Source organism: Ignatzschineria sp. F8392 (genome assembly GCF_002252045.1).
Taxonomy (GTDB): Bacteria; Pseudomonadota; Gammaproteobacteria; order Cardiobacteriales; family Wohlfahrtiimonadaceae; genus Ignatzschineria.
In genome coordinates this window covers 24,522-38,301 of sequence record NZ_NEFF01000006.1, presented here as the reverse complement: position 1 = coordinate 38,301, position 13,780 = coordinate 24,522, and the positions used below count along the sequence as shown (strand labels likewise).

Annotated in this window: 12 protein-coding genes; 5 read left to right on the top strand and 7 right to left on the bottom strand. The window is 43.1% G+C overall.

All coding sequences use genetic code 11. From position 1 onward, the window contains the following. The first annotated feature begins 23 nt into the window (after positions 1–23). Positions 24–359 (top strand): H-NS family nucleoid-associated regulatory protein, encoded by a 336-nt coding sequence (locus B9T19_RS09120; protein WP_094568326.1) that lies wholly within the window; start codon positions 24–26, stop codon positions 357–359. A 102-nt stretch (positions 360–461) separates the two neighbouring features. Here the strand turns inward: B9T19_RS09120 and B9T19_RS09115 are convergent, their stop codons facing one another. The 3 genes from B9T19_RS09115 to ubiA form a co-directional block, all read right to left on the bottom strand. After that, entirely contained in the window at positions 462–1,364 is a 903-nt protein-coding gene (locus B9T19_RS09115) for a 4'-phosphopantetheinyl transferase superfamily protein (protein ID WP_143436880.1), read from the bottom strand. Continuing rightward, positions 1,324–1,908: a cob(I)yrinic acid a,c-diamide adenosyltransferase gene (locus B9T19_RS09110; protein WP_094568324.1), complete on the bottom strand. Its 585-nt coding sequence runs from the start codon at positions 1,906–1,908 to the stop codon at positions 1,324–1,326. Before B9T19_RS09110 ends, B9T19_RS09115 begins: the two co-directional genes overlap by 41 nt. 98 nt (positions 1,909–2,006) lie before the next feature. Beyond that, positions 2,007–2,879, bottom strand: coding sequence for a 4-hydroxybenzoate octaprenyltransferase (gene ubiA, locus B9T19_RS09105; protein ID WP_094568323.1), 873 nt, complete (start codon positions 2,877–2,879; stop codon positions 2,007–2,009). A gap of 176 nt (positions 2,880–3,055) precedes the next feature. On the opposite strand from ubiA, the gene B9T19_RS09100 reads away from it, so the two are divergent. Beyond that, on the top strand, positions 3,056–4,030 hold the full coding sequence (locus B9T19_RS09100; RefSeq protein WP_094568322.1) for a peptidoglycan-binding protein: 975 nt from the start codon (positions 3,056–3,058) through the stop codon (positions 4,028–4,030). A gap of 345 nt (positions 4,031–4,375) precedes the next feature. Continuing rightward, positions 4,376–6,211, top strand: coding sequence for a C4-dicarboxylic acid transporter DauA (gene dauA, locus B9T19_RS09095; protein WP_094568321.1), 1,836 nt, complete (start codon positions 4,376–4,378; stop codon positions 6,209–6,211). 70 nt (positions 6,212–6,281) lie between these two features. On the opposite strand, the gene B9T19_RS09090 is transcribed toward dauA, so the two are convergent. After that, the gene (locus B9T19_RS09090) at positions 6,282–6,743 is read right to left on the bottom strand and encodes a MerR family transcriptional regulator (RefSeq protein ID WP_094568320.1); all 462 of its coding nucleotides are present in this window, start codon (positions 6,741–6,743) and stop codon (positions 6,282–6,284) included. 203 nt (positions 6,744–6,946) lie between these two features. Between B9T19_RS09090 and B9T19_RS09085 the strand changes: the two genes are divergently transcribed. Continuing rightward, a complete protein-coding gene (locus B9T19_RS09085) occupies positions 6,947–9,286 on the top strand; it encodes a cation-translocating P-type ATPase (RefSeq protein WP_158214392.1) in 2,340 nt (779 codons plus the stop codon). Positions 9,287–9,497: 211 nt separating this feature from the next. On the opposite strand, the gene B9T19_RS09080 is transcribed toward B9T19_RS09085, so the two are convergent. Beyond that, positions 9,498–10,571, bottom strand: coding sequence for a zinc-dependent alcohol dehydrogenase family protein (locus B9T19_RS09080; protein ID WP_369828093.1), 1,074 nt, complete (start codon positions 10,569–10,571; stop codon positions 9,498–9,500). A gap of 353 nt (positions 10,572–10,924) precedes the next feature. After that, a complete protein-coding gene (locus B9T19_RS09075) occupies positions 10,925–11,263 on the bottom strand; it encodes a zinc ribbon domain-containing protein YjdM (protein ID WP_094568317.1) in 339 nt (112 codons plus the stop codon). Positions 11,264–11,569: 306 nt separating this feature from the next. On the opposite strand from B9T19_RS09075, the gene B9T19_RS09070 reads away from it, so the two are divergent. After that, complete coding sequence (locus B9T19_RS09070) at positions 11,570–12,244, top strand: phosphoglycolate phosphatase (protein WP_094568316.1); 675 nt, start codon at positions 11,570–11,572, stop codon at positions 12,242–12,244. A gap of 245 nt (positions 12,245–12,489) precedes the next feature. Here B9T19_RS09070 and gltS read toward each other — a convergent pair whose 3' ends face one another. Then, positions 12,490–13,743, bottom strand: coding sequence for a sodium/glutamate symporter (gene gltS / locus B9T19_RS09065; RefSeq protein WP_094568368.1), 1,254 nt, complete (start codon positions 13,741–13,743; stop codon positions 12,490–12,492). Positions 13,744–13,780: the final 37 nt, after the last annotated feature.

Here is a 13,780-nt window from a genome sequence, read left to right as displayed (position 1 = left end):
TATTATTGAATGGAGAAAAAGTGATGAAAGATATAGATTTAAATTTAAATGGATTAACAATTGATAAAATGGAGCACCTTATTACTGAGTTAAGTCAAGAGATTGAGACCCGTCGCGCAGCAGAAGCTGAGCAAGTTCGTAAAGAGATTGAGAAATTACTCGATCATTCAGGTCTCTCTTTTCATGATGTATTCAAAGATAAAGTGGGCCGTAAAGGTCGTAAAGTTCCAATGAAATATGGTAATCCAGATAATCCAGAGCAACTCTGGAGTGGTCGCGGTAAAATGCCTCTTTGGATGAAAGAGAAAGTTGAAGCGGGCGCGAAAAAAGAAGACTTTTTATTACCAGAGTTTCGTTAATCATTATGATTAATGGATCAGTTTAATGGATCAGTTTAAAGCGCTGACTGAGTATTATGGTCTATATAGTCTTATAGTTTTATAGCGGTTTAGAAAAAATACTCAAAATGGGATCTCATGATTGTTGATATGTTGTTTGGGCATATCTGATAATGTTAGATCCCATTTTATTTGCGCAGAAGAAAAAGTTGCCCCATTTGATGTAACTTGCAATGCAGTAATTTTAAGATGATCTGCGCTATTTTTCGGAAGATAGAGGGCGATAGAGTGGGCTTGTTGATTAAAGGAGGTTGTGCCGGCATAGAGCTTTCCTCCTCTAAGATCACCGTAGAGCGCCTGCTGCAGGGGATTGATCTCTAAGGATTTTAATCCCTGTAAGCCGCGACCATCTGCTTTGAGATAAGCTTCTTTTGTGGACCAGAGGAGAAAGAATCGTCTCTGCGCTTCACTGTTGAGGGGGAGAGAAAGTGGGGCAGGATTACCCGTTGATGATTTGAGCGATTGCTCTCTATCCTCTAAAATCCATGCTCTTTCAATCGGTGTAAAGGTTCTCTCAAGTAAGCCGGAGAAGCTTCTTCGTGGTTGAATTCTCTCTAGATCGATACCGATAGAGATCATTGGCGCTACCGAGCTCGATGATGTCGTTGCTGATAGGGGAAAAATAATAACGGCAACCGCATCTTCTGTATGTGTAAGATTAAAGAGGTAAGGCGCTGAGATAAAGCTCGGTTTTTGGTGCTGATTGTAACTCAATTCGGGAAGAGCGGTGATCCCGGGATCGTAGTATTGTTGCAGCACTGAAAGCAGTAGCGCCCGACTCATTAGATGGGTGTAGCGCCGCTTCTCCCCTAAATGTGGCAGGAGAAACTGCGGATATTGCTGCTTAGCCCATGTTATCGTGACAGTGTTGATCGCCATTAGGGCAATGATCGCGCCACTCTCTTTGTGATCGATTAGCAAGGTATTAATCTTCCACAAGTGTTTTCTGCCAAAAAATCTCTGCACTCCTCTCCTCTTTAGCGATCATTCTTGCGGTGACAAAGAAGTAGTCGGAGAGGCGATTGAGATATTTTAAGGAGTGAGGGTTAAGAGGATCGTGACTATTGAGCTCCCATAAAGCACGTTCAACTTTACGACTGATGGCACGAATATAGTGTGTTTTTGCAACGGTTGAGGTCCCGCCTGGAAGGATAAACTCCTTAAGAGGGGGCAACTGCTCATTGTAATCGGTCAGCCACTCTTCCAATTGTGTGACCGCTTTTTCTCTAATCAACTCTGTTCCCGGCATCGAGAGTTCACCGCCAAGATTAAAGAGCTGATGTTGCACGGTTGACCACTCTTTGATGATCTGTCTTAAAAGAGGGGCATCATCCTCTTTGACGACCTCATTGAGATCAGCGATACCAATGCCGATGAGAGAATTGAGTTCATCGATGAGTCCAATGGTTTCAATGCGAGGATGATACTTTTCAAGGCGGATATTGCCGGCAATACCTGTTGTTCCACTATCGCCTGTTTTGGTGACAATTTTCGATAAGCGATTACCCATAATTAATTCTCCTATTGATCTGTTCATCGTTCATGATGATAGTTTAATCCTTTTTTCATCTTAAACTCTACTGATATCCCCATCGATATTAATCGTTACTAAGGCAGATAGTTGAGGAAAATCCCGATAAAGAGTGTTAAGCCGACCCAGTTATTATGAATAAAAGCTTTAAAGCAGAGAAGACGATCATGATCTTTAATCAGTTTAATCTGATAATAGAACAGGCCGATGACAATCAAAATCGATAGGAGAAAATAGGGCGTGAGATTCTCGATAGTGCAGATGGAGAGAAGCAGAAGTGTCATGGCTGTTTGTAGTGCGATAATAATGTAGTAATCCTTCTTCCCGAGCCAAGATTCAAAGAGAAGAGCAGAGGATTTAATATTGATCGACTTATCATCTTCCCGGTCGCTCATTGCATACTCTGTATCGTAGATTAAGGTCCAGAGGATATTGGTGAAGAAGAGAAGATAGGCCGTCAGGGGAAGTGATCCTTGAATCTCCATAAATGCCATCGGAATACCAAATGCAAAGGCGACACCAAGGTGCGCTTGCGGCAGAGAGTGAAAGCGCTTCATAAATGGGTAAGAGAGCGCAATCAGCAGTGCTGGAACCGATAATAAAATGGTCTTAAAGGAGAGGAAAAGCGCCAATATTGCCGCGATCACAATAAGGAGAAGAAGGAGAGATACCGCCTCTTTGGTGGTGACTTTACCGGAAGTGAGTGGGCGATCCTTCGTGCGTTCGACAAATTTATCAATATCACGATCGGCAATGTCATTGATAACACAACCGGCAGAGCGCATGATAAAGACCCCTAACATAAAGATAATAAGCACTTTTGCAGAGGGCAACCCTTCACTGGCAATCCAAATCCCCCATAAGGTGGGCCACATCAATAGGTAGCTACCGATCGGCTTTTCTACCCGCATTAACTGAAGATAGTAGGGAATGTTTTGGATCTTTAACATAGGGAAACTCTCTCTTATTGGGTTCATATTGGTGATATTGATGAATCTCCTTAGTATAGTGCTTTCAGCGGTGATTTTCAGCCTTACTTATCACGCGGATCAATCGGCTTAATCGTAGTTTTAAGGTGAATATGGTAGAGTATTTGCACTATTCCCCTTTTTGAGAGAGTCGATAAATGATTGATACTGCACATATTGCGATCGCACCATCTTTAAGATCATTCACCTTTAGTGCGGCAACTTTAGCGCGCCTATCTGAGAGCTGTGCTTACCCCCTTTCGGGTGAAAAGGTGCTCTTTGGTATTCGTGCCGGAAAGCTATTAGATGCGCAATATGGCAGGTGGCTGCCGGAAGTGACACTCATTGAAAATGAGTTAGATGGGGAGTCTCTTCGCTGTCTACTTGGGATTTGGAATAGAGTAACAGGAGAGATTGCCCTCTTTCCGGCATCAACGATTCCTCACCGGAAATGGCAAGAGAAGCAGATTGCATCCCCTGATAAACAGATCGCAAACTGTTTAGGAAGTGGTGCTTATCACTATATTGTCGGAGCGCATGAGCCGAGTCATCGTCCTTTTGAAGAGGGGGCTTTTCGTCTGAGCCGTTCTCAGCCTGTATTGGCATGGCGCTTCTATCAGCCTGATCATCAATATCGTCTTAGTCGTGGGGTGGCAACGTTATCGGTGGTGAATGATCATATTCATAGTGCACAGAGTGAGTTAAGACCCGATGGGATCTCATTCTCTTCAGCGGGATGTCAGGTGATCGAGGGAGATCATCGTCCGCCGGCAATGCCGACAGGTTGGTATCAACAATTTCGTATCTATGCCGGACAGTCAGCAATGCCGTCACCTTTAGAGATTGGATTATCTTTTCGCTATCTTTTGACACATGTTCGCCACTTAGAAGCGATTGCTCAAGGAGATTGTTCTCTTCGATTATTACAAGGTTCTGTCGGAATGCCGGTACGACAGTTACAAGAAGCATTGATGCAGTTAGATTTTTTAGAGGAAGCAGATATCGATAAGGGGATCTTTAACGGTGCGACTGCAAAAGCGCTCTACCATTATCAAAAAGAGAATGGATTGCGTGCAGATGGCATTGCGACAGAGAGAGACTTAAAAAAGCTCGGCATTAAGCCTCTTTACTAAAAAGCAGGCTAGACTTAATGGATTTAATCATCAGTAACATCAACAGTATCAGTAAAATTAATAGCATTAACGGCATCAGTGGGATCAATGGGATCAATAGTATTCATTGTTTATGAGCTTATCTATAGATGTGATTGATCTCGTGTTACTCAGTGCATGATATTAGATTTAGAATACTAGCTTTAGAGTACTAGGTTTATAGTGTTAGGTTGATAATATTAGGTTAATGTCATTAAACTCAGGGTTAGGGCTCAGGCTTAAGGCTCAGATTATTAGGCGATTTGCGCTATCGCTCTCTTCAATCGTTATTTATTGTGTTGCGTTAGGAATAAGTTGAGGTCAAGAATGAAGACATTCAGTTGGTTTTGGAAAATTCCTTTTGTGCAGATGTTGCAGGGGTACAATCTGCAAAAATTACGGCAAGATTTGATGGGAGGTTTGACGGTAGGGATGATTGCGGTGCCACTTTCGATGGCTTTAGCAATCAATACGGGTGTTGCCCCACAATATGGACTCTATACCTCTATCGTTGCCGGTTTTTTTATTGCCATTTGTGGGGGCTCTCGTTTCAATATCTCCGGGCCTACAGCCGCTTTTATCGTTATTTTACAGCCGATTACGAGTCAATATGGATTAACGGGACTTATCCTCGCCACTAGTATGGCCGGCGTTATCTTAGTTTTGATGGGGCTATTTCGCGTGGGTAGGATGATTCACTATGTCCCTTATCCTGTAACGGCGGGATTTAGTACCGGTATAGCGATTGTCATTGCGATGACGCAGATTCCCGATCTTTTAGGAATCGATGATCCACTCCAAGCCGATGGTTTTATTGAGCGCATTATTGCCATCTTTCAGATGTTGCCACGGCTCTCTATTGTTGATCTTGGGTTGGCTATTTTTACCCTCGCGGGGCTCATTATTCTCCCCAAATTTTTTCATCGGATGCCGCCCCATCTGATTGTATTGGGGGTGAGTGCGCTTGTAGGAGTTTTCCTTGCGCAGATGGGTTTTGAATTTCGGACTATCTACTCTGTTTTTAGTTATGAGCATCATGGAGAGACCTATCAAGGAATTCCGAGCTTTCTCCCAGAATTTCGCGCGCCTTGGATCAATCCTGAAGGGGAGAGTATCCTCTCTTTTAAATTGGTTCAAGAGCTGTTGCCGAGTGCTTTTGTGATTGCGGTATTAGGTGCGATCGAATCGCTTCTCTGCTCAGTTGTCGCCGATGGAATGAAGAATACACGTCATAATCCCAATGCTGAGCTGATTGGGCAGGGTGTGGGTAATATTATTGCTCCCTGCTTTGGTGGATTTGCGGCAACTGCGGCACTTGCACGAACAGCGGCTAATATTCGTGCGGGTGGAAATACACCTATTGCCGGGGTAATTCATGCGGTTTTTGTTCTCTTTACGCTCCTCTTTTTTGCAAAATTATTAGGGTATCTCCCGATGGCAAGTTTGGGGGCGATGTTATTGATGGTCGCTTGGAGTATGGCGGATGTTCGCTACTTTAAAGAGACGGTGAAGATGGCGCCGAGAGCAGATTTGGCTGTCCTCTTTAGCTGTTTAATTTTGACCGTTGTTTTCGACATGGTTGTTGCCGTGGCAGTAGGGATGGTGCTCTCAAGTTTCCTCTTTATGACAAGAATGTCCGCTTATACTGAGACAGAATTTTTCCTCGATGATGATTTTGTTGAAAATGGACGTAAAGGAGCAGCAGAGACTCAAGAGTTTGCCGGCGGAATTGAAGGGGAATTGGAAGAGGAGCTTGAGCAATCTGCTCCGCTTATTTTGCATTATGAGATCAGAGGCCCCTTCTTCTTTGGCCCGGCAAGAAAGACCATTGAGTCTCTCGATCGCTTACCTTATCTTGATCAGCAGATTGAGGTGATGATTATCTATCTCGAGCGGGTGCCGATGATCGATTTAACAGGTTTAATTGCCTTTAAGTCGATGTTAGATCGTCTGCAGAAGAAGGGGATTGAGGTAGTGCTTTCGGGGCTAAATAATGATACGAAAGCGGTCTTAGGGAAAGCCGGTCTTTCTCCGAAGAAGCGAGAAGGTCTTCACTGGGCGAAGGATCGGGAAGATGCAGAAACGATCGCTTTTTCGCTCTGTTCTATCTGTGAGAGTTCTCTCTCTGATACTGATATGTCGGACGAGAAATCCCCACATTAATCATTATTTTCCATCAGTAATCTCATCTTGATCTCTTGCCGTAATCGACTTTATGGTGCTAGGTAAGAGATTAGGAGAGATGGTTATGATGCTTTTTTTCTTCAGGGTCGAGCTGATGAATCTCATCGATAATTGAGCAGTTATCCGCAGTATGGTTCTGTGTACAGCGGGCTTGAATATCGGTGAGCATCGCTTTTAGGGTTGTGAGCTCTTGAATTCTTTCATCAATATGGAAGAGATGATCTTGGATTATTTCATTGATCGGAAGACAGCTCTCCTCCCCATTTTCTGTTGCATCGATCACTTGTCGAATCTCATCGAGACTCATATCAAAAGCGCGACAGTTGCGGATGAGAATCAATCGTTGCAGATGATGGGGGCGGTAGATGCGGTAATTATTATGCGCTCGCTCCGGGGCATCGAGTAGCGCCTCTTTCTCATAGAAACGGATCGTTTCAACAGGCACTCGACTCAATGTCGCTAATTCACCAATTAAGTAGGCTTTTTCGTTCTTTACAATCTGCTTTTTCATATTGATTGATCTTTCCTTTTATATGCCTTTTATAACTCTTTTCGCATCCAATGAGTGTTTCATTGCTTATCTATTCTACACAAATTTCCTTGACCCTGTAGCAACTATAGGGTGTCTAATAAGATCAATAGAGAAAAGATGGGAATGCAAAGATGCGCTATCGATACGGTTATTGTAGGGCGGTATGATAAATGGGAGAGAAGATGAGAATTGATAGTTGTTGTGCCGGCGAAATCGGTAACAGAGATGAGAAAAAAGGTGGAGATTGTCATGACGTTCATCATGAAGATCGAAGCCTCACTTCTGAGCATGATCACCGTGAGGGCGATCATCACGATCATCATGATCATGAGCATCATGAGGGGGAGAGCTGTTGTACCCTTCCGGCTGAAGAGTATGAGCCGACAGAGAGTGATATTCCTGCTGGATATCGACAAGATATTCTCTATATCAAAGAGATGGATTGCCCGATGGAATCGAAGCTCATTGAGCGAGCTTTAGCTCCTTTCTCTGAAATCGACTCTTTGAACTTTAACTATTTAAAACGGGAACTCTATATTGTGCATAAAGGGGAGTTAGCGCCCTTTTTAGAGAAGATTAGAAAGCTCAATATGACGCCGCAAAAGGTGACCGATGGAATCACTGCAGAGAGTTCGGCTGAAGGGATCTATGCTAAGAGTGAGCGCTGGCGTTTAATCTTGTCGGGGCTTGCTGCTGCTACTTCAGAGCTCTTTGAATTTGCCGGTTGGAGTAGTTGGGGAAGTGCTCTCTTTGCCTTTTTAGCGATTGCTTTAGTGGGGCTCTCAACATACCGTAAAGGTTGGGTTGCGATTAAGAATCGGACGCTCAATATTAATGCTTTGATGAGTGTTGCGGTGACCGGCGCGTTACTACTTGGGGTCTTTCCTGAAGCGGCGATGGTGATCTTTCTCTTTACACTTTCGGAGAAGATCGAAGCACACTCTTTGACAAAAGCACAAAATGCAGTGGAAAAATTATTAAAGCTCGCTCCCGATAATGCTCAGGTAGTAACCGATAAGGGGATTGTTGAGATGCCGGTAGAGAAGGTGAAAAAGGGGGATCTTTTACGGATTATTCCTGGGGGAAGATTACCTTTAGATGGGGTGATTACCCGCGGACAATCGAGCTTTGATGAGTCTGCTATTACCGGGGAGAGTCTGCCTGTGGATAAGTCTGTGGATGAGACTGTGTATGCCGGGACGATTAATCAACAGGGGGAGATCGAATATCGGGCAACTTCAACAGCGAAAGATTCCACATTAGCCAAGATCGTTAAAACGATAGAGTCAGCACAGGTGAAGAAAGCGCCGGTGCAGCGATTTATCGATCGTTTTGCCGCCATCTATACGCCGGTTGTCTTTATCGTTGCGCTCTTAATCGCACTCTTATCACCCATTTTTGGAATCTCTTGGTTTGATTCGATCTATCGTGCATTGGTGGTTCTCATTATCGCTTGTCCTTGTGCCTTAGTGATCTCTACACCTGTGGCGATTGTAAGTGCTTTAACACAATTGGCGCGCCATGGAATTTTGGTAAAAGGGGGAGAGTATATTGAAAAAGGGGCACATTTAACCCATATCTCTTTTGATAAGACCGGTACATTGACACAAGGTGCGCCCACCTTTAGTTCAGTTATTGCATTAACTGATGCCGGAGAGGTAGCTCCGCTTTTAAATCATGAGCTTGAGCGTTTAGCCGTAAGTCTAGCTGCAAGATCAGATCACCCCATTTCACAGGCGATTGTGAGTCACTATCTACAACCGGTAATAGAGATCGATCATTTTATGGCGATTCCGGGAGAGGGTGTTAAAGGGGAGTGGCAAGGAGAAACCCTGTTACTCGGTAATCGGAAGATGATGCTCAATCATCAGATTCCCCTTGAGATGATTGCTCCCCATCTTGAGGCAGCTGAGGCAAGAGGATCGAGCCTGACACTCTTTGCTTATCACGGTCAGATTCGAGCGCTCTTTATTGTGGAGGATCCTCTTAAAGAGAATGCAGCAACAACGCTTTCAACATTAAAAAGGTTAGGCATTACGCCGATATTGCTCTCGGGGGATCACAAAGGTGCGGTTCATCATGTGGCAGAAGCTGTAGGGATCGATCAAGCCTTTGGTGCGTTATTGCCGGAAGAGAAGCTTACGATCCTTACGCGTTATCAAGGAAACAATCAACATATTGCCATGATTGGTGATGGGATCAATGATGCACCGGCGCTTGCGCAATCTGATGTCGGTTTTGCCATGGGAGCGATGGGAAGCGATATCTCGATTGAAACGGCCAATGTAGCCTTAATGGATGATGATCTTGCGAAAGTTCCTTACTTTATCCGAGTCTCTCGTCGTACGGTAACGTTAATTAAGCAAAATATCGCTGTCGCTCTAGGGATTAAAGCGATTTTCTTTATTGCGATCTTTATCGGTTATGAGAGTATGTGGGCCGCAGTATTTGCTGATGTTGGCGCTTCTCTTTTGGTGATTATGAATAGTCTACGCATCTTAAAGGAGGATTTTGAAGATTAGTGATATCTTTGTCTCTTATTTTTCTCTCTCGATCTTTTTATCGAGTCAAAAAAAGAGCCCCTTAAAGATCTTTTTGTATGTTTGTAAGATTATTTAAGGGGCCTGATGGTTTAGTAGGATATTTTTATATCTTTTTATATCATTAATACCATATCATACGATATCATCTCTTTCCATATTTTATATTTAGGTATATTGATGTGTCGTGGAGCTACTGATAGTCAATAATCACCTTCATTGCTTTTTCATCAGCAGCATTTTTGAAGACTTTATAGGCGTGTTCAAGATCATCGAACTTAAAGTGATGCGTAATCATCTTTTCAAGAGGGAGCTTTCCGGAGCAGCAGGTTTTTAACAACATGTCGGTGGTGTTTGCATTGACAAGTCCAGTTGTGATTTTCAAATTTTTAATCCAGAGTTTTTCAAGCGCAAAGCTGACAGGTTGACCATGCACACCGACGTTTGCAATATTGCCTCCCTCTTTAACCACATGTTGACAAACATCCCATGTTGCAGGAATCCCTACAGCTTCAATTGCACAATCAACGCCGCGTCCATTCGTGAGGGAGAGGATCTTTTCGATCGGATCTTCAGTCGCTGAGTTGACAACATCGGTAGCCCCCATTTCGAGCGCCATCTCTAATCGATTCTGATCAGTATCGGCAACGATGATCTTACTTGGCGAGTAGAGTTGTGCGGTTAAGAGTGCTGCCATACCGATCGGGCCGGCACCAACAATAGCAACGGTATCACCCGGTTTGACATCCCCATACTGAACGCCAATTTCATGGGAGGTTGGAAGTGCATCAGAGAGAAGAACCGCAACATCTTCACTTAACTCTTTAGGAAGATGGTAGAGGGAGGTATCAGCAAAGGGAGTACGGACATATTCTGCTTGTGTGCCATCGATCATATATCCCATAATCCAACCACCTTCATTTAAGCAGTGTGCATTGAGCTGTTTTTGACAGTTTTCACAAGTACCGCAGCGGCTGACACAGGAGATAATCACTTTATCCCCTTTTTTGAAGTTCTTAACAGCGCTACCAACTTCTTCGATGATGCCGATACCTTCATGCCCTAAAATACGGCCATTAAATTCGCCATCACGCTCTTTAGCTGTCGCCTCAATTTCAGGATTTTTACCCTTCATAATACCAAGGTCAGTGCCGCAGATCGTTGTCTTTGTAAGTTTTACAATAGCATCTGTGGGGGCTAAAATTTTGGGAATAGGGCGCTCTTCAAAACGAAGATCATTTTCACCATAATAGACCATAGCTTTCATACTTTCTGACATAGCATTCTCCTTAGTATTGTGGAAAGTTGAGTAAAAAGTATACTATTTCATAGTAGGATATCTCGCCTGAAAGTACAATCTAAATTCACTTTATCTTCAGTGTTAACGCCCTTTTTATCGAGGATTTGAGTTTTTTTGTTAAGTAGGTCTTTGATAATGAAGTGATAATATTAAGAAAAGGATATTAATATATCTCTACATTTTTATATTTCCATATCCCTATACTGCAAATCATTATAATTTAATATTTTGGGGTTTTTATCTCTTTCTTCGATAGGTATAAAAAAAGAGCACTATCTGTAGTACTCTTCTTCGTTGCCACTTTTTTTGATAAGTGACAATTATGCTTTTTTCATAAACTCTGATTTTAGCTGTAAGCTCGTACCGTTGACTTTACAGTCGATATCGTGATCACCATCGATAATACGGATATCTTTGATCATCGTTCCTTGCTTAACGACCATTGAAGAGCCACGAACTTTGAGATCTTTGATAACGGTCACCGAATCGCCATCTTGAAGTGGTGTTCCATGAGCATCGCGTGTTACCGGTTTTTGCTCCTCTTCAACCACCTCGGCATTTACTGGCCACTCGTGACCACAGTCGGGGCAGAAGTAGAACTCTGTATCGGTATAGGTATGTGTCATCTGACACTCTGGGCAAGGGGGTAAATTATGCATTGTATTCTCTCCCAAATAATATTTTATCGGTTGAATCGGTGCGATATGATGCGCAACTGTCGATTCGGCACTGAGGCAATATACCTAAATAGGAGTTAAAAATCGAGGTGTTAAGTGAATATTGAGGGGGATAAGCACTATCTTGATGATTTTTTAGTAATCTTGTTGAGTTATTTTGCTATTTTAATAGCGCTTTTGCCTCGATCATGATCTCAAAGCGTTTCATTGAGAAATCGCTATAATAGTGGAGTGAACTCATATGGAGCGAGCTTGTTGAGGATCAGTAAATTGTTATAAGGGGATAAGATGAGTAGAAAAATTAGCGCGGTAGCATTTGATCTTGATGGAACATTGATTAATAGTGCTAAAGGCTTAACAGAAGCGATTGATCTGATGTTGAAGACTTTAGAGTATCCTGTTGCCGGATTTGAGAAAGTCTCGGTCTGGATTGGAAATGGCGCTATTAATTTAGTGGAGAACGCGCTTAAAGATGCCGGGGGAGAATCTGCTCTTTCGCAATTTGATGAGGCGTATGATCTCTTTAATCGCTTTTATGCTGATGTCTTAAAGAAGGGAAGTGAACTCTATCCCGGCGTGCGTGTGACATTAACCACATTGAAAGAGCAGGGCTATCGTTTAGCGATGATTACTAATAAGCCATCACGTTTTTTACCACAGTTGTTGAAAGATCTCTCTTTAACATCACTTTTTGACCTTGTTTTAGGCGCCGATGATGTCACTGCCAGAAAGCCGCATCCGGCACCGATCTATCAGACATTGGGGGTTTTTGGGCTTTACCGCGAAGAGCTTCTTTTTGTAGGAGACTCCCGCAATGATATTGAGTCGGCAAAAGAGGCAGGTGTTGCAACAGTTGGTCTCACTTATGGTTATAACTTTGGACGGCTCATTTCAGAAGAGAATCCTACCTATGTGATCGATCATTTTGAAGAGCTCTTATCGATTTTGGAGATTCAATCTTAGAGAGAACCTCTTTTTCATGACTGACGATATCTTATCTAGCTAGCTATCAATATCTATAATGACAATACGATAAGACGAAAAGAGAAAAGAGAAAAGAGCTATAGCAACAGAGAGTGATTTCAAATTTGAAGCTCTCCATTAATCTATAGCTCTTTTTCTTGCTGATTGCCCTTTAGCGATCGGTTTTGTGAGTTTTGTTAATCTCTTATCTCTATTAACATTTCAACACGTTAGCGTTCTATCGATTAGCTACCGACAGTTGCAGAGGCAACTTGTGGGAAGAGTGGTGTCATAAGATAGAGTTTAATGACAATCGCATTGACGATATCGATAAAGAATGCCCCTACCATCGGTACTACTAAGAAGGCTTTTGTTGAAGGGCCAAAACGCTCTGTCACCGCTTGCATATTAGCAATAGCTGTAGGCGTTGCCCCAAGACCAAATCCACAGTGACCTGCTGCAAAAACAGCTCCATCTAAACCGCGACCCATTACATTGTAGGTGATGAAGATTGCATAAAGCGCCATGATAATCGCTTGTACCGCAAGGATAATGATCATTGGAATCGCAAGCGATTTAAGCTCCCACAATTTAAGACTCATCAATGCCATAGCAAGGAAGAGAGAGAGGCTGACGTTTCCAACGATAGAGACCGAGCGCTCAAAGATAATTTGATCACTGATTAGTGAGAGAATGTTATTGATAATCACACCCACGAAGAGGACGCAAACGAAGGTAGGAAGTGCAAATTTCGTGCCGTTGAGCGCATCAGAGATGATCGTTCCTAAAGTGATTGAGATAAGAATCATGGTGATGGTCTCAATCAATGCATTTGAAGTAATACGACGACTTGCGCGAGGCTGCTCAAATGCAGTGATATCATCAGATGCTTCCTTATCTTGATCTTTCCCCATAATGGTTGTATCAAGATTCATTTGGCGTTTACGAAGGAGCATGCGCGCTACAGGACCACCGACTAAGCCTCCTAAGACAAGGCCAAAGGTCGCACAGGCCATTGCAATCTCTGTTGCATTGGTAAAGCCATATTCTTTAGAGAATACTTCGCCCCAAGCGGCGCCTGTTCCATGGCCACCTGCTAATGTTACAGAACCGGCGAGAAGCCCCATCAGTGGATCAATACCCAGTGCTTTTGCTAAGCCGATACCAACACCACTTTGAATTAAGAGGAAGATGATTACGACAAAGAGGAAGATTAAGAGAGAGACACCCCCTGAGAGGAGGCTTTTGAAGTTTGCATTAAGACCGATTGTTGCAAAGAACATCAACATTAATGGCGTTTGTAATGCTGTATCGAACTTGATTTCAAAGTCGAAGACAGTTTTTAAGATTAAGATCGTAAATGCAATAATCAATCCACCAGCAACAGGGCTTGGAATTGTAAAACGATCGAGGAGGGGGATTTTTGCGACGACAACACGACCAAGAAGCAAGGTTAAACAAGCAATGACGATCGTAGCGTACACATCAAACGAAATCATGTTTGAGCTGATCATTAGGGGTAACTCCTATATCTAA